Raw genomic sequence first — 17,488 nt, 5'->3', positions numbered from 1 at the left:
GTCGCTTCGATCATCGAGTAGTAAAGAATTTGACTGGCGGTATCGCCGCCGGTCAGGCATTCTGCCAAGTTGGTATTTGAATGCCAAATAGGGGTATAGCTCAGTTGGTAGAGCGACGGTCTCCAAAACCGTAGGTCGCGGGTTCGAGCCCTGCTGCCCCTGCCATTTTCAAACGGGTGCTCATGGGTTGACTATGAGCGCTCGTTTTCTATATTCTGTATCTGGTGGACTTTCCGCCTGTCCGATACGCGCTTGAGTTCATTCCTGATTTGGGAACGGGCTTGATGCGAGATCGGGAAAATACTTTCTGCCGGAACTTGTTGGCCGGGCAGGAGGGTCGCTACCGCGCAATTAAGCAGCCTAGTTTAAGCACATGCGTAATTGAATGGTCGTTTAAGCGAATTTAGCAAGGATCGGTAATCTCCGATAAGCCTGTATGGTATTCTTTTAACCAATGGGCTTGTTTTTTTTGAGAATCGATTCTATGTAACGTCAACAGACACGCGGTGCGTGGGGCTGAATCTTCAGCTTTGCGTACCGTATACGCGTGGGTTCCTGTTTTTGATTCGTTTTCGGATTGAAAATAGTGGTTCACCAAGCAAACAGAGTGGCAGATGGCATCCAAGACGAATCCGATCACCTTTTTCCAGCAGGTTCGCGCTGAAACGGCGAAAGTGACCTGGCCGACACGGCGTGAAACGATCATCTCCACAATTATGGTGGTGGTCATGGCGTTTCTGGCTGCTACGTTCTTTTTTCTTGCCGATCAGCTTATGGCCTATGGCGTAGAATTTATACTTGGCCTTGGCCGCTAAGCAGGATTGGGGAGTTACGAGATGACAGCGCGCTGGTACATCGTTCACGCCTATTCCAACTTCGAAAAGAAGGTGGCTGAGGATATCGAAACCAAAGCTGCTCAGAAGGGTCTTTCCGGCCTGATTGAACAGATTGTTGTGCCTACCGAGAAGGTTGTTGAAGTTCGCCGCGGCCGCAAGGTTGATGCTGAGCGCAAGTTCTTCCCGGGCTATGTACTCGTTCATGCCACACTGACTGACGCTGTGTTTTCTTTGATTAAGAATACGCCGCGTGTGACTGGCTTCCTTGGTGATTCAAAGCCTGTTCCAGTCTCTCAGAAGGAAGTCGATCAAATTCTGAATCAGGTTCAGGACGGTGTTGATCGGCCAAAATCATCGATCACCTTTGAGATCGGTGAAAACGTTCGCGTCTCCGATGGTCCGTTTGCTTCGTTCAACGGTATCGTTCAGGAAGTTGACGATGAGCGTGCTCGTCTCAAGGTTGAAGTTTCCATCTTCGGGCGTGCGACGCCTGTGGATCTGGAATACAGTCAGGTCGATAAGCTCTGATTGTTTGCCCGTAAGGGTGCCTACTGTCAAAAGTGGGAAAGGTGGAAGGATAGGCGGCTTAGCCGGTCGCTGATTTCGCACCACCAAACTGCCAGTCAGTTTACCTGACGTCAGTCGAGAGCCGGGTTTCCGGCATTAATCGAGAACGCCGGTTTCCGGTATTTTTATGAAGGCAGAATGCAATGGCTAAGAAAATTGCAGGCCAGCTGAAGCTCCAGGTAGCAGCAGGTGCGGCCAATCCATCGCCTCCGATTGGCCCAGCACTGGGTCAGCGCGGCATCAACATCATGGAATTCTGTAAGGCATTTAACGCTGCCACACAGGAACTGGAAAAAGGTTCGCCGATTCCAGTCGTGATCACATACTATCAGGACAAGTCTTTCACTTTTGTGATGAAGACTCCTCCGGTAACCTACTTCCTTAAGAAGGCTGCTAACCTCAAGTCGGGCTCCAAGGCGCCTGGCAAGGAAAAAGCAGGCACGATTGCGCGTGATAAAGTTCGCGAAATCGCTCTTGTTAAGATGAAGGATCTGAACGCATCTGACGTGGAAGCGGCAATGCGTATGATCGAAGGTTCTGCCCGTTCGATGGGCCTGGAAGTGGTGAGCTAAGACCATGGCAAAGATTTCCAAGCGTGTAACTAAGATCCGCGAAGGCGTTGACGTCAACAAGCTCTACGACCTGTCCGATGCAATCGGTATGGTTAAGGAACGTGCAGTTGCCAAGTTCGACGAAACCATCGAAATCGCAATGAACCTCGGTGTTGACCCGCGTCACGCCGACCAGATGGTTCGTGGCGTTGTCAATCTTCCTAACGGTACTGGCCGTACCGTTCGCGTTGCTGTTTTTGCACGCGGCGATAAGGCTGAAGAGGCTAAGAAGGCTGGCGCTGACATCGTTGGTGCGGAAGAACTGTTCGAAATCGTCAATGGCGGCAAGATCGACTTCGATCGCTGCATTGCGACCCCGGACATGATGCCGCTCGTCGGTCGCCTTGGTAAGGTACTCGGCCCACGTGGCCTGATGCCAAACCCTAAGGTTGGTACTGTGACTGTTGACGTTGCAGCTGCAGTTACCGCTTCCAAGGGCGGCGCAGTTGAGTTCCGCGTTGAAAAGGCTGGTATCATCCATGCCGGCATTGGCAAGGTTTCCTTCGATAGCAAGAAGCTCGAAGAAAACATCAAAGCCTTTGCTGATGCAGTCATCAAGGCAAAGCCTTCGGCTGCCAAGGGCGAATACGTCAAGCGCGTATCGATCTCTTCGACCATGGGCGTTGGCGTCAAGGTCGATCCGGCAACCGTTAAGGTCGTCGCTTAAGTTATTTGGGCTCCGGTTCGCCGGAGCCTGAGCTTTCCCTAGAAGGGGAGGCTCATTGGCAGCACGCCAGCACTGCAAAAGTGGTCGAAAGTGCAAAAATTCCGGATCGCAAGATCCGGATAGCCGGACGAAAGTCCGGTTATCCTGTCCGAGATTGCAGGCGGATCATCATCCCCGGGTGATAGTCCTTAAACATACGGCCTGCATGAGACGTGGAATAACCCTGTTTCGCACGAAAGTGCATGCGAGGTTTGAACCGTAGTTGCCTTTGAGTGAAGTCCGCTTTTGCGGGGGAAGCTGAAGGGGACAGGATCCTCGAACGTCGGATGGACCGCAAGGTTTGTCTGGCAAAGGCAACCCGGCAGGGCCAATTGGTCCTGTCTACTGGAGAGACACAGTGGATAGAGCGGAAAAGCGCGAATTTGTCGCGTGGCTGAACGGCGCTTTCAAAGAGTCCGGTTCGGTCGTCGTGGCCCACTATACCGGTCTCACCGTTGCGCAGATGAGCGATCTTCGTTCCAAGATGCGTGATGCTGGTGGCACCGTTAAAGTCGCGAAAAACCGCCTTGCCAAAATCGCTCTTCAGGGCACGGAATCGGAAGGTATCGCAGACCTGTTCACAGGTCAGACGGTCGTTGCATATGCAGACGACCCGATTACTGCTCCGAAAGTAGCCGTCGAGTTCGCTAAGGCTAACGAAAAGCTCGTTATTCTTGGTGGATCAATGGGCGCAACAACGCTTAACGCCGATGGCGTAAAGTCGCTTGCTTCGCTCCCATCGCTCGACGAACTGCGCGCAAAGCTGGTTGGAATGATCCAAACCCCGGCTCAGCGTCTTGCAGTACTTACCAGCGCTCCAGCGGGCCAGATCGCTCGCGTTATTGGTGCGCACGCCCGGAAGAACGAGGCGGCTTAAGGCCGTTTCTCATTACAAACAGTTCAAACCTTAAACTAAGGAAATACCAAAATGGCTGATCTCGCAAAGATCGTTGACGACCTTTCGGCTCTGACAGTTCTGGAAGCTGCTGAGCTTTCGAAGCTTCTCGAAGAGAAGTGGGGCGTTTCGGCTGCTGCTCCTGTAGCTGCTGCTGCTGCTGCTGGTGCTCCAGCTGCTGCTGTTGAAGAAAAGACCGAGTTTGACGTTGTTCTCGCTGACGGCGGCCCTAACAAGATCAACGTGATCAAGGAAGTGCGCGCAATCACCGGTCTCGGCCTCAAGGAAGCTAAGGACCTCGTTGAAGCTGCTCCTAAGGCAGTCAAGGAAGCCGCTACCAAGGACGAAGCTGAAAAGATCAAGGCACAGCTCGAAGCAGCTGGCGCTAAGGTCGAACTCAAGTAAGTTCGAGCATTCCGGCGGACGGTTTCCGTCCGCCGGTTTCACTCTGGGTCTTGCATCTGGAGTAAATGCATGAAAAGAAACGAAAAGCGCGGAATTAGGTTCTCTTCATGCAGATTATAATCAGAACGATTTTTAAGAGAATGTTCTGATCACTTTGAACCCTTTTTCTGATGGCCCTGAACGGGCCTTCAGAAAACGGGTTTTAGCCCGTTAGAAGGACCGCCGAAAGGCGGCGCACGATAAAGGCCGCAAGGCGTGAGCAAGCCGTAAGGCTATAGAACGAGGAGCGACGATGGCTCAGACCCATTCTTTCAATGGTCGCAAGCGCGTACGCAAATTTTTCGGCAAGATCCCCGAGGTCGCGGAAATGCCAAACCTCATTGAGGTTCAAAAGGCATCATACGACCAGTTCCTCATGGTTGAGGAACCAGCTGGCGGGCGTTCTGAAGAGGGTTTGCAGGCGGTTTTCAAGTCTGTTTTCCCAATTCAGGATTTCTCCGGCGCTTCAATGCTGGAATTCGTTCGCTACGAATTCGATGCACCGAAGTTCGACGTTGACGAATGCCGTCAGCGCGATTTGACTTATTCGGCACCTCTCAAGGTGACGCTTCGTCTGATCGTGTTCGATATTGATGAAGATACCGGCGCGAAGTCCATCAAGGACATCAAGGAGCAGGACGTTTACATGGGCGATATGCCGCTCATGACAGACAATGGCACCTTTATCGTCAATGGTACCGAACGCGTTATCGTTTCGCAGATGCACCGCTCGCCGGGCGTATTCTTCGATCATGACAAGGGCAAGACGCACTCCTCGGGCAAGCTTCTGTTTGCTGCTCGCGTCATTCCCTACCGCGGTTCATGGCTTGACATCGAATTCGATGCCAAGGACGTGGTCTATGCGCGTATCGATCGTCGCCGCAAGCTTCCAGCCACGACGCTGCTTATGGCGCTCGGCATGGATGGCGAAGAGATTCTGTCGACGTTCTACAAAACCGTCACCTATTCGCGTGACGGCGATAACTGGCGCATCCCTTATTCGGCAGACCGTTTCAAGGGCATGAAGATCATCACTGATCTTATCGATGCGGATACCGGTGAAGTCGTTCTGGAAGCCGGCAAGAAGCTGACTGCTCGCTCTGCGAAGCAGCTTGCTGAAAAGGGCCTCAAGTTCATCAAGGCAACCGAAGACGATCTCTTTGGTTCGTATCTTGCTGAAGATACCGTCAATTACGCAACCGGCGAGATTTATCTCGAAGCTGGTGACGAAATTGATGAGAAGGTTCTCAAGACGCTTCTCGACACTGGTGTTGAAGAGATTAACGTTCTTGATATCGATCATATCAATATCGGTGGCTATATTCGCAACACGCTTGCTGTCGACAAGAACGAAAGCCGTCAGGAAGCACTGTTCGACATCTACCGCGTTATGCGTCCAGGTGAACCACCGACAATGGACTCGGCTGAAGCCATGTTCCATTCGTTGTTCTTCGATTCAGAACGCTATGACCTTTCCGCTGTTGGTCGCGTGAAGATGAACATGCGTCTCGACCTCGATGCAGAAGACACTGTGCGTGTTCTGCGCAAGGAAGATATCCTTGCTGTGGTCAAGATGCTGGTTGAACTGCGCGATGGCCGCGGCGAAATCGACGACATCGATAACCTCGGTAACCGTCGTGTCCGTTCGGTCGGCGAACTGATGGAAAATCAGTATCGTGTCGGTCTTCTGCGCATGGAACGTGCGATCAAGGAACGTATGTCCTCGATCGAAATCGACACGGTCATGCCACAGGATCTGATCAACGCGAAGCCTGCTGCTGCGGCTGTACGTGAATTCTTCGGCTCATCGCAGCTGTCGCAGTTCATGGATCAGACCAACCCGCTTTCGGAAATTACCCACAAGCGCCGTCTTTCGGCTCTTGGACCTGGTGGTTTGACCCGCGAGCGCGCTGGCTTTGAAGTCCGCGACGTGCATCCAACGCATTATGGCCGTATCTGCCCGATTGAAACGCCGGAAGGCCCGAATATCGGTCTGATCAACTCGCTTGCAACTTTTGCCCGCGTCAACAAGTACGGCTTCATCGAAAGCCCGTACCGCAAGGTTGTCGATGGCAAGGTAACTTACGACGTTGTTTACCTGTCGGCCATGGAAGAAGCGAAGCACTCGGTTGCTCAGGCAAACGTTGAGCTGGACGAGAACGGCAGTTTCGTTGACGAATTCGTCATCTGCCGTCATGCCGGTGAAGTGATGATGGCTCCGCGTGAAAACGTGGATCTCATGGACGTTTCGCCAAAGCAGCTGGTTTCGGTTGCTGCAGCGCTTATTCCGTTCCTTGAAAACGACGACGCCAACCGCGCTCTTATGGGCTCGAACATGCAGCGTCAGGCTGTGCCACTCGTACGTGCGGAAGCTCCGTTCGTGGGAACTGGTATGGAAGCGATCGTTGCACGTGACTCTGGTGCTGCTATTGCCGCTCGTCGCGGTGGTTTCGTTGATCAGGTTGACGCAACGCGTATCGTTATCCGCGCTACCGAAGACCTCGATCCGTCGAAGTCTGGCGTCGATATCTATCGTCTGCAGAAGTTCCAGCGCTCGAACCAGAGCACCTGCATCAATCAGCGTCCGCTTGTACGCGTTGGTGATCCTATCGGTAAGGGCGACATCATTGCTGATGGTCCGTCGACCGATCTGGGCGATCTGGCTCTTGGCCGCAACGTGCTCGTCGCGTTCATGCCTTGGAACGGCTACAATTACGAAGATTCGATCCTTCTTTCCGAGAAGATCGTTTCGGACGACGTCTTCACCTCGATCCACATCGAGGAATTCGAAGTCGCCGCTCGTGACACGAAGCTTGGACCTGAGGAAATCACCCGCGATATTCCGAATGTTTCGGAAGAAGCGCTGAAGAACCTCGACGAAGCTGGTATCGTTTACATCGGTGCTGAAGTGCATCCTGGCGACATTCTTGTCGGCAAGATCACGCCAAAGGGCGAAAGCCCGATGACGCCGGAAGAAAAGCTTCTGCGCGCCATCTTTGGTGAAAAGGCGTCTGACGTTCGTGACACCTCCATGCGTATGCCTCCGGGCACGTACGGTACTGTTGTTGAAGTTCGCGTTTTCAATCGCCACGGCGTTGAAAAAGACGAACGTGCAATGGCGATCGAACGCGAAGAGATCGAACGTCTTGCGAAGGACCGTGACGACGAACAGGCTATCCTGGATCGTAACGTCTATGGCCGTCTCGCTGACATGATCGACGGTAAGGTTGCTGCTGCAGGCCCTAAGGGCTTCAAAAAGGGCACAGCTATTACTCGTGAAGTCATGACTGAGTATCCGCGTTCGCAATGGTGGCAGTTCGCCGTTGAAGACGAAAAGCATCAGGGTGAGCTCGAAGCTCTGCGTGGCCAGTACGACGAATCCAAGAAGCTGCTCGAAGCACGCTTCATGGATAAGGTCGAGAAGGTACAGCGCGGCGACGAGATGCCTCCAGGCGTCATGAAGATGGTTAAGGTCTTTGTTGCTGTGAAGCGCAAGATCCAGCCGGGCGACAAGATGGCTGGCCGTCACGGCAACAAGGGTGTGGTTTCTCGCATTCTGCCTGTCGAAGACATGCCATTCCTCGAAGACGGTACGCATGCCGATATCGTTCTTAACCCGCTTGGTGTGCCGAGCCGTATGAATGTGGGCCAGATTCTGGAAACACATCTTGGCTGGGCTTGCGCAGGTATGGGCAAGAAGATCGGTGAGCTGATCGACGTTTATCGCAAGACGGCAGACATTCAGCCACTTCGCGATACGCTGGAGCACATCTATCCGGACAACGACCGCAATGAACCGGTCCGGTCTTATGATGACGATTCCGTCCTCATGCTGGCCAGCCAGGTAAGGCGCGGCGTATCGATCGCAACGCCGGTATTCGACGGTGCGGTAGAAGCTGACATCAATGCGATGTTGACCGATGCGGGTCTCGCGACCTCGGGTCAGTCGACACTGTATGATGGCCGTACGGGTGAGCCGTTCGACCGTCAGGTGACCATGGGCTACATCTATATGTTGAAGCTCCACCACCTGGTCGACGACAAGATCCACGCTCGTTCGATCGGACCTTACTCGCTCGTCACCCAGCAGCCGCTCGGTGGTAAGGCGCAGTTCGGTGGCCAGCGCTTCGGCGAAATGGAGGTCTGGGCTCTGGAAGCATACGGTGCAGCTTACACGTTGCAGGAAATGCTTACGGTCAAGTCGGACGACGTTGCAGGCCGTACCAAGGTCTACGAAGCGATTGTTCGTGGCGATGATACGTTTGAAGCTGGTATTCCAGAAAGCTTTAACGTTCTTGTCAAGGAAATGCGTTCGCTCGGTCTCAATGTTGAGCTGGACGATACACGTGACGAGCAGCAGCCGGCACTTCCGGACGCGGCGGAATAAAAAACATCAAGGCGCGCCATGGTATTGCCGTGGCGCGCCCGTAAGGTATTTCCAGCAAACGGCTACAACCGCTTTGCGCAAGGGAATGCTGAACGGAATGTGCAGTTTCAGACTGCTTAATACCGCGAATTCTTTTCAAGATGGCAGGGACTTTCTGCCTGTCATCGACGACACACAGGGCGGCGGAACGCCCTCAAGGAGAACGGCATGAACCAAGAGGTCATGAATCTTTTCAATCCTCAGGCTCCGGCACAGACGTTCGATTCCATCAGAATCTCGATTGCCAGCCCTGAGAAGATTCTGTCCTGGTCATACGGCGAGATCAAGAAGCCGGAGACGATCAACTATCGTACGTTCAAGCCTGAACGCGATGGTCTCTTCTGCGCGCGTATCTTTGGCCCGATCAAGGATTATGAATGCTTGTGCGGCAAGTACAAGCGTATGAAATACAAGGGCATCATCTGCGAAAAGTGCGGCGTTGAAGTTACGCTGTCGCGCGTTCGTCGTGAGCGCATGGGCCATATCGAACTGGCCGCACCGGTTGCACATATCTGGTTCCTGAAGTCGCTGCCAAGCCGTATCGGCACGCTGCTGGACATGACGCTCAAGGATATCGAGCGCGTCCTGTACTTCGAGAACTACATTGTTACCGAACCTGGTCTGACTTCACTGAAGGAGCATCAGCTTCTTTCGGAAGAAGAATACATGATCGCCGTCGATGAATTCGGCGAAGATCAGTTCACAGCACTTATCGGCGCTGAAGCTATTTTCGAGCTTCTGGCTTCGATGGAACTTGAAAAGATCGCAGCTGATCTGCGCGTTGATCTGGCCGAAACGACTTCAGAACTGAAGACGAAGAAGCTGATGAAGCGCCTCAAGATCGTTGAGAACTTCCTTGAGTCCGGTAATCGCCCCGAGTGGATGATCATGAAGATCGTTCCGGTTATCCCACCGGATCTGCGTCCTCTGGTTCCGCTGGATGGTGGTCGTTTTGCGACTTCGGATCTGAACGATCTGTATCGTCGTGTGATCAACCGTAACAACCGTTTGAAGCGTCTGATCGAACTGCGCGCACCGGGCATCATTATCCGTAACGAAAAGCGTATGCTGCAGGAAGCTGTTGATGCGCTGTTCGATAACGGTCGTCGTGGCCGCGTCATCACGGGTGCTAACAAGCGTCCGCTGAAGTCGCTCTCCGACATGCTCAAGGGTAAGCAGGGTCGTTTCCGTCAGAACCTTCTCGGTAAGCGCGTCGACTATTCGGGTCGCTCGGTTATCGTTACTGGTCCTGAACTGAAGCTTCACCAGTGCGGTCTGCCTAAGAAGATGGCGCTCGAACTGTTCAAGCCATTCATCTACGCACGTCTTGACGCCAAGGGTTACTCCTCGACGGTCAAGCAGGCGAAGAAGCTGGTTGAAAAGGAACGTCCGGAAGTTTGGGATATCCTTGACGAAGTTATTCGTGAGCATCCGGTTCTTCTGAACCGTGCGCCTACGCTGCACCGTCTTGGTATTCAGGCATTCGAGCCAATCCTGATCGAAGGCAAGGCAATTCAGCTGCATCCGCTCGTTTGTACAGCGTTCAACGCTGACTTCGACGGTGACCAGATGGCTGTGCACGTTCCGCTTTCGCTTGAAGCTCAGCTTGAAGCACGCGTGCTGATGATGTCGACCAACAACATCCTGCACCCTGCAAACGGCGCACCGATCATCGTTCCTTCGCAGGACATGGTTCTCGGCCTCTATTATCTGTCGATCGTGGCAGACAAGGAGCCAGGCGAAGGCATGTTGTTTGCCGATATGGGTGAACTTCAGCATGCGCTTGAGAACAAGGTTGTCACGCTGCACACCAAGATCAAAGGCCGTTTCAAGACGGTTGATGCGGAAGGCAATGTCGTTTCCAAGGTTTACGACACGACGCCTGGCCGTATGATCACTGGCGAGCTTCTGCCGAAGCACGTCAATGTGCCGTTCGACATCTGTAATCAGGAGATGACCAAGAAGAACATCTCCAAGATGATCGACCACGTCTACCGCCATTGCGGTCAGAAAGAGACGGTTATCTTCTGCGATCGCATCATGCAGCTCGGCTTTGCCCATGCATGTCGCGCCGGTATTTCGTTCGGTAAGGATGACATGGTCATTCCTGATGCGAAGGTAAAGATCGTTGCAGAAACCGAAGCGCTGACGACTGAATACGAACAGCAGTACAATGACGGCCTGATCACTCAGGGCGAAAAGTACAACAAGGTTGTTGATGCCTGGGGTAAGGCGACTGACAAGATCACCGAAGAAATGATGGCCCGTATTAAGGCTGTTGAGTTCGACCCGGTGACCGGACGTCAGAAGCAGATGAACTCGGTCTACATGATGTCGCATTCGGGTGCCCGTGGTTCGGTCAACCAGATGCGTCAGCTTGGCGGCATGCGTGGTCTTATGGCCAAGCCGTCGGGTGAAATCATCGAAACCCCGATCATCTCGAACTTCAAGGAAGGCCTGACCGTTAACGAGTACTTCAACTCGACACACGGTGCCCGTAAGGGTCTTGCCGATACCGCCTTGAAGACCGCTAACTCGGGTTACCTGACACGTCGTCTCGTTGACGTTGCACAGGATGCGATCATTTCGGAAGTCGATTGCGGCGCCGAAATTGGTCTCACCATGCAGCCGATCGTCGATGCCGGCCAGATCGTTGCTCCAATTGGACAGCGCGTTCTGGGTCGTACGGCACTTGATCCGATCATCAATCCGGCAACCGGCGAAGTTATCGTCGAAGCTGGCCGCATGATCGAGGAAAAGGACGTCGAAATCATCGAGAAGGCTGCAATCCAGTCGATCCGTATTCGCTCGGCCCTGACCTGTGAAACCCGTAACGGCGTTTGCGCCAAGTGCTATGGTCGTGACCTTGCACGCGGTACTCCGGTCAACCAGGGTGAAGCTGTTGGCGTTATCGCTGCACAGTCGATCGGTGAGCCTGGCACTCAGCTGACCATGCGTACCTTCCACTTGGGCGGTACCGCACAGGTTGTTGACTCGTCCTACCTCGAAGCTTCGTATGAAGGCACCGTTAAGCTGCGCAACCGCAACGTGGTTCGCAACTCGGATGGTAACCTCGTGGTCATGGGCCGTAACATGGCGGTTCTGATCGTCGATGCTACGGGCAAGGAACGTGCTGTTCACCGTGTAACCTACGGTTCGCGTCTGTTCGTTGACGAAGCCGATGCAGTCAAGCGCGGCCAGCGTATTGCTGAGTGGGATCCATACACCCGTCCAATCCTTACGGAAGTGGAAGGCTACGTCGAGTTCGAAGATCTCGTCGATGGTCTTTCGGTTTCGGAAACAGCGGACGAGTCGACAGGTATCACGAAGCGCGTTATCATCGATTGGCGTTCGACCCCACGTGGTGCGGACCTCAAGCCTGCGATGATCATCAAGGACAAGAGCGGCAAGATCGCAAAGCTGTCGAAGGGTGGCGAAGCTCGCTTCCTGCTTTCGGTGGAAACGATCCTTTCGTTCGAGCCGGGTGCTCACGTTAATGCTGGTGACGTTATCGCTCGTCTGCCGATGGAAAGCGCGAAGACCAAGGATATTACCGGTGGTCTGCCACGCGTTGCGGAACTGTTCGAAGCTCGTCGTCCGAAGGATCATGCCGTCATCGCAGAGATCGATGGTACCGTCCGCTTCGGTCGCGATTACAAGAACAAGCGTCGCATCATCATCGAGCCAAACGACGATACGATCGAGCCTGTTGAGTATCTGATCCCTAAGGGTAAGCCGTTCCATCTTCAGGACGGTGACGTTATCGAAAAGGGTGAATACATCCTCGACGGTAATCCAGCGCCGCACGACATTCTGGCCATTAAGGGCGTGGAAGCTCTCGCTTCCTACCTCGTCAATGAAATCCAGGAAGTCTATCGTCTTCAGGGCGTTCTGATCAACGACAAGCACATCGAAGTGATTGTTCGTCAGATGCTTCAGAAGATCGAGATCACGGAATCGGGCGATACCGGTTACATCACCGGTGATCATGTCGATCGCATCGAGCTCGATGAGGTCAATGATCGTCTGATCGAGGAAGGCAAGAAGCCAGGTTTCGGAAATCCGGTTCTGCTTGGTATCACCAAGGCTTCGTTGCAGACCCCTTCGTTCATCTCGGCTGCGTCGTTCCAGGAAACCACTCGCGTGCTTACCGAAGCCGCTGTTGCTGGCAAGATGGACATGCTGCAGGGTCTCAAGGAAAACGTCATCGTCGGTCGTCTCATCCCGGCCGGTACTGGTGGCATGACCAACCAGATCCGTCGTATTGCGACGGCTCGCGACGAACTGATCATCGATGAGCGCCGCAAGTCGACCGGTTCCGCAGCAGCCAATGCGATGCTGACAGACATGACCAACAACGCAGCCGAATAAGGCAGCGTTCAGGAAAAAGAAAAGGCCGCCTTTCGAGGCGGCCTTTTCATTGCGAACAAGTATCGATCTGAATATACCAGATCGACACTTTCAGAATAGATCAATTCGAAAGACGTTGAGTGCGCCAGATTGTTAAATCGATTGCGCAAGCACGCGCTTCATCATCTGCGCCACTGCCGCCCATAGCTGCATCTCTCACGCGGCTGCACTCGGCTTTCTTGAAAATCTCAAACGTCTCTTGTGATTTTGTTAGCGAAGCGAGAGCATCTTTACTTCCCGAAGAGTCCGTGTCTGTAATTTCTTTGCGAACTTCTTCAATCTTCAATTCGAGGGCTGTAGCAGCTTGCTTTTCTTTTTTATCAAAGCAAGCTGAGAGTTCAGTACGGGGAGCATCGCCAATTTCGTCGTAACACTGCGTCAGTGTATCTTTCGTGTCGATTTTAGTTTCTGCCGCAGTCGCATTAGTTGGAAGGTATGTTGCGATCATCAAGGTCATCGTAACTGCCAAGGATATTTCTCTAAAATTGAGTACCATTTAAATTTCCTAATCGAATACTAAAATAAATACGTTAGTTCGTCTCAATTCGCGCTGGTGCTTTAACTAGCAACGCCTTGAAATTGAGTTGTGCTGCTTAATTTTGTTTTTTTGGGGGTAAGAGTGGAGAGTAAGAGCAGGGCACAAGGTGGCTGTTGACCTGCAATCCCCTTTCTTGCTCTCCATTCTCAATACGTTATTCTTCTTCCTCGTCGTCGCCTTCAAACTCGATGAGGGCAACTTCGCCGGTGAGGGCGGTGTGCCATGCGCTCTTGTGAGGCTCTTCTTCAGGCTCTTCGGTGATGGTGCCCATCTCAACCAGCTCGGCTTCGTGGTAGCCTTCTTCCGCAAGGATCGCGAGAACGGTCTGAACGAGGTCTTCGTCTTCATCGGATTTCAGAAGAATGTGTACTTCTACAGATTCCTCTTCGCCTTCGTTCCAGACGTCGGCAATGACCAGATGAACGATCGGCGAATCGTTATCTGCTATCGGGGTAGTGGATGACATTGAGAATCCCTTAATATTCTGTTGTGTTTCGACTCGGATGTGCTTCAATAGCGGCAGTTCGGGTCTGGCGCTATGCTGGCACACGAAAATGACAGTTTTGTCTGCGTAATAATCGCGATATGGCGCTTAGTATAGCGCAATAACCTGTCCGGCAGGCACCAAAACGCGGCTTTGCGGCCTTTTGGTAAAGAAACTTAATATCCTGCCCTTGACGAAACGCCTCCAAACACGTATCAGCAGCCCATCTGAGCCGATGTGAGGCTGGCTGTTTCGGAGCGACGCGCTCTGAAGTTCGCCTCAAACAGGGTTCGTTTTACGATCGAAATGCAACTTGCCGTTCGCATGAAGCCTATGCTTCCTCTGCTTTTGTTCGGGGTGGCCACATACAGTGTGGCTGGTCCCGAATTTGTGCATGAGCACTCCGGTGAAACGGCCCTCATGGGGCGCTGATACGAGATTTTTTATAGAGGAAGGTTCAATGCCTACCGTAAACCAGTTGATCCGCAAGCCGCGCACTGCGCCGGTAAAGCGTAATAAGGTTCCTGCTCTGCAGGCAAACCCACAGAAGCGCGGCGTTTGCACCCGCGTTTATACGACAACCCCTAAGAAGCCGAACTCGGCTCTCCGTAAGGTTGCCAAGATTCGTCTGACCAATGGCTTTGAAGTCATCGGTTACATCCCAGGTGAAGGTCACAACCTTCAGGAGCACTCCGTGGTTATGATCCGCGGCGGCCGCGTCAAGGATTTGCCGGGTGTGCGTTATCACATCATCCGCGGCGTTCTTGATACCCAGGGTGTTAAGAACCGCAAGCAGCGTCGTTCCAAGTACGGTGCAAAGCGTCCTAAGTAAGAATTTTCCGGGGATACCGGCCGCCGGAATGGCGAGTTGAGCCCGATGTAATTGAAAGTTGAGACGAAATGTCCAGACGCCATAAAGCAGAGAAGCGCGAGATTAACCCGGATCCAAAGTTCGGCGATCTCGTGATCACAAAGTTCATGAATGCAGTCATGCTTCATGGCAAGAAGTCGGTTGCAGAAAGCATCGTTTACGGTGCGCTTTCGGCAATCGAAGCCAAGGCGAAGTCAGAGCCGGTCGCGCTGTTCCATCAGGCGCTCGACAATGTCGCTCCGCACGTTGAAGTCCGTTCGCGCCGCGTTGGTGGTGCAACCTACCAGGTTCCGGTCGATGTGCGTTCAGAACGCCGCCAGGCGCTTGCCATTCGTTGGCTGATCAATGCCGCTCGTGGTCGCAATGAAACCACGATGATTGATCGTCTTTCCGGTGAATTGCTTGATGCTGCAAACAACCGTGGTTCTGCTGTGAAGAAGCGTGAAGACACGCACCGCATGGCTGAAGCCAACCGCGCATTCTCGCATTACCGCTGGTAATCGTCGAACCCTATTCAAAGAGCAAAAACATGGCCCGCGAATATAAAATCGAAGACTACCGCAATTTCGGTATTATGGCTCACATCGACGCCGGTAAGACGACGATGACCGAGCGTATCCTGTTCTATACCGGTAAGAACCACAAGATTGGCGAAACCCATGACGGTGCTTCCACCATGGACTGGATGGAGCAGGAGCAGGAACGTGGTATCACGATTACCTCTGCTGCAACGACCACGTTCTGGCAGGGTCAGGATGGCAAGAAGCGTCGCTTCAACATCATCGACACGCCGGGCCACGTTGACTTCACCATTGAAGTTGAGCGTTCGCTCCGCGTTCTCGACGGCGCAATCGCTCTTCTCGATGCGAATGCTGGCGTAGAGCCGCAGACTGAAACTGTTTGGCGTCAGGCTGAGAAGTACCACGTTCCGCGCATGGTCTTCGTCAACAAGATGGACAAGATCGGTGCTGACTTCTACCGTTGCGTAGAAATGGTTGGCTCGCGTCTCGGCGCTATCGCTCTTCCAGTTCAGCTGCCAATCGGCGCTGAAAATGAGTTCGAAGGCGTTATCGATCTGATCGAAATGAACGCTCTCACCTGGGACGGCACCATCGGCGCAGCTGCGACCGTTGGCGAAATTCCAGCTGACCTGCGTGATCAGGCTGAAGAATACCGCGAAAAGCTCATCGAGCTGGCCGTGGAAATCGACGAAGCTGCAATGGAAGCTTATCTGGAAGGCGTTATGCCTGACAATGATCAGCTCCGCGCACTGATCCGTAAGGGCACGATCGACGTTAAGTTTCATCCGGTTCTTTGCGGTACTGCGTTTAAGAACCGTGGCATTCAGCCACTTCTCGACGCTGTTGTTGCCTTCCTTCCGGCTCCAACCGATGTTCCTGCAATTAAGGGCATCGACGTTAAGACGGAAACTGAAACGACCCGCGAATCTTCGGATGAAGCACCGCTTTCGATGCTCGCATTCAAGATCATGAACGATCCGTTCGTTGGCTCGCTTACTTTTGCTCGTATCTACTCGGGCAAGATGACCAAGGGCATTTCGCTCGAAAACACTGTTAAGGGCAAGCGTGAGCGCATCGGCCGTATGCTGCAGATGCACTCCAACAGCCGTGAAGACATCGAAGAAGCCTTTGCAGGCGATATCGTTGCTCTGGCTGGCCTCAAGGAAACCACAACTGGCGATACGCTCTGCGATCCGCTGAAGCCGGTTATCCTTGAACGCATGGAATTCCCTGATCCGGTTATCGAAATCGCGATTGAACCAAAGACCAAGGCTGACCAGGAAAAGATGGGCATCGCGCTCAACCGTCTGGCTGCTGAAGATCCTTCGTTCCGCGTTAAGTCCGATGAAGAATCCGGTCAGACGATCATCGCAGGCATGGGCGAACTTCATCTCGACATTCTCGTCGACCGCATGAAGCGTGAATTCAAGGTAGAAGCAAACGTCGGCGCGCCGCAGGTTGCTTACCGTGAATCGATCACCCGTCAGGCTGAAATCGATTACACCCATAAGAAGCAGTCGGGTGGTTCGGGTCAGTTTGCTCGCGTCAAGATCATTTTCGAACCGCATGATGGCGATGACTTCATCTTCGAATCCAAGATCGTTGGTGGTGCTGTTCCTAAGGAATACATCCCAGGCGTTCAGAAGGGCATCGAAAGCGTCATGGGTGCGGGTCCGCTTGCTGGCTTCCCGATGCTCGGCGTGAAGGCAACCCTGATCGACGGCGCATACCACGACGTTGACTCTTCGGTTCTCGCGTTCGAAATCGCTGCCCGTGCAGCGTTCCGTGAAGGCGCACAGAAGGCTGGTGCACAGCTTCTTGAGCCGATCATGAAGGTCGAAGTCGTAACTCCTGAAGATTACGTCGGTGACGTAATTGGCGATCTGAACTCACGTCGTGGTCAGATCTCGGGTACGGAAGCTCGTGGCATTGCTACGGTCGTCAACGCAAACGTTCCACTGGCCAACATGTTTGGTTATGTGAACAACCTGCGTTCGATGTCTCAGGGTCGTGCACAGTACACCATGCAGTTCGACCATTATGAGCCGGTTCCGACCGCGGTCGCACAAGAAATTCAGAAGAAGTTCGCGTAATCTTCGGTTACGCCAAATAGTAAAAGCCTGAGCAGGCTAGATATTAGGAGAGCTCAGATGGCAAAGAGCAAGTTTGAACGTAATAA

The 17,488-nt window shown here is 53.2% G+C and carries 13 protein-coding genes and 1 tRNA gene; 12 read left to right on the top strand and 2 right to left on the bottom strand.

The annotated features are described in order from the left end of the window. Nucleotides 1-89 precede the first annotated feature (89 nt). The 9 genes from CEV32_RS12710 (at nucleotide 90) to rpoC (ending at nucleotide 12,856) form a co-directional block, all read left to right on the top strand. Nucleotides 90-165 (top strand) — tRNA-Trp (locus CEV32_RS12710). A 449-nt stretch (nucleotides 166-614) separates the two neighbouring features. After that, on the top strand, nucleotides 615-815 hold the full coding sequence (secE, locus tag CEV32_RS12705) for a preprotein translocase subunit SecE (protein WP_094577505.1): 201 nt from the start codon (nucleotides 615-617) through the stop codon (nucleotides 813-815). A gap of 21 nt (nucleotides 816-836) precedes the next feature. After that, nucleotides 837-1,364 carry a transcription termination/antitermination protein NusG gene (gene nusG, locus CEV32_RS12700; protein ID WP_094577504.1) on the top strand — a complete coding sequence of 176 codons (528 nt, stop codon included), beginning with the start codon at nucleotides 837-839 and terminating at the stop codon, nucleotides 1,362-1,364. Between the two features lie 182 nt (nucleotides 1,365-1,546). After that, nucleotides 1,547-1,975: a 50S ribosomal protein L11 gene (rplK, locus tag CEV32_RS12695; RefSeq protein ID WP_007875441.1), complete on the top strand. Its 429-nt coding sequence runs from the start codon at nucleotides 1,547-1,549 to the stop codon at nucleotides 1,973-1,975. 4 nt (nucleotides 1,976-1,979) lie between these two features. After that, nucleotides 1,980-2,681, top strand: a complete 702-nt coding sequence (gene rplA / locus CEV32_RS12690) for a 50S ribosomal protein L1 (protein ID WP_094577503.1) — start codon at nucleotides 1,980-1,982, stop codon at nucleotides 2,679-2,681. Between the two features lie 397 nt (nucleotides 2,682-3,078). Beyond that, the gene (rplJ, locus tag CEV32_RS12685) at nucleotides 3,079-3,597 is read left to right on the top strand and encodes a 50S ribosomal protein L10 (protein WP_024898617.1); all 519 of its coding nucleotides are present in this window, start codon (nucleotides 3,079-3,081) and stop codon (nucleotides 3,595-3,597) included. A 51-nt stretch (nucleotides 3,598-3,648) separates the two neighbouring features. Then, entirely contained in the window at nucleotides 3,649-4,020 is a 372-nt protein-coding gene (rplL, locus tag CEV32_RS12680; RefSeq protein ID WP_094577502.1) for a 50S ribosomal protein L7/L12, read from the top strand. 292 nt (nucleotides 4,021-4,312) lie between these two features. Then, nucleotides 4,313-8,446, top strand: a complete 4,134-nt coding sequence (gene rpoB, locus CEV32_RS12675; RefSeq protein ID WP_094577501.1) for a DNA-directed RNA polymerase subunit beta — start codon at nucleotides 4,313-4,315, stop codon at nucleotides 8,444-8,446. A 207-nt stretch (nucleotides 8,447-8,653) separates the two neighbouring features. Beyond that, entirely contained in the window at nucleotides 8,654-12,856 is a 4,203-nt protein-coding gene (rpoC, locus tag CEV32_RS12670; protein ID WP_094577500.1) for a DNA-directed RNA polymerase subunit beta', read from the top strand. Nucleotides 12,857-12,956: 100 nt separating this feature from the next. Here rpoC and umoC read toward each other — a convergent pair whose 3' ends face one another. Both umoC and CEV32_RS12660 read right to left on the bottom strand, forming a co-directional pair. Then, nucleotides 12,957-13,391 carry a lysozyme inhibitor LprI family protein gene (gene umoC / locus CEV32_RS12665; protein WP_094577499.1) on the bottom strand — a complete coding sequence of 145 codons (435 nt, stop codon included), beginning with the start codon at nucleotides 13,389-13,391 and terminating at the stop codon, nucleotides 12,957-12,959. A 196-nt stretch (nucleotides 13,392-13,587) separates the two neighbouring features. Next, entirely contained in the window at nucleotides 13,588-13,947 is a 360-nt protein-coding gene (locus tag CEV32_RS12660; protein WP_094577498.1) for a hypothetical protein, read from the bottom strand. Nucleotides 13,948-14,377: 430 nt separating this feature from the next. Between CEV32_RS12660 and rpsL the strand changes: the two genes are divergently transcribed. The 3 genes from rpsL (at nucleotide 14,378) to fusA (ending at nucleotide 17,402) form a co-directional block, all read left to right on the top strand. Further along, nucleotides 14,378-14,749: a 30S ribosomal protein S12 gene (rpsL, locus tag CEV32_RS12650; RefSeq protein ID WP_006168377.1), complete on the top strand. Its 372-nt coding sequence runs from the start codon at nucleotides 14,378-14,380 to the stop codon at nucleotides 14,747-14,749. Between the two features lie 68 nt (nucleotides 14,750-14,817). Further along, nucleotides 14,818-15,288, top strand: coding sequence for a 30S ribosomal protein S7 (rpsG, locus tag CEV32_RS12645; RefSeq protein ID WP_007875422.1), 471 nt, complete (start codon nucleotides 14,818-14,820; stop codon nucleotides 15,286-15,288). 29 nt (nucleotides 15,289-15,317) lie between these two features. Further along, nucleotides 15,318-17,402 carry an elongation factor G gene (fusA, locus tag CEV32_RS12640; protein ID WP_094577496.1) on the top strand — a complete coding sequence of 695 codons (2,085 nt, stop codon included), beginning with the start codon at nucleotides 15,318-15,320 and terminating at the stop codon, nucleotides 17,400-17,402. The last annotated feature ends 86 nt before the right edge of the window (nucleotides 17,403-17,488 follow it).

This window comes from Brucella rhizosphaerae (genome assembly GCF_002252475.1).
Lineage (GTDB): Bacteria > Pseudomonadota > Alphaproteobacteria > Rhizobiales > Rhizobiaceae > Brucella > Brucella rhizosphaerae.
This window is presented reverse-complemented; position numbering and strand designations above follow the sequence as displayed.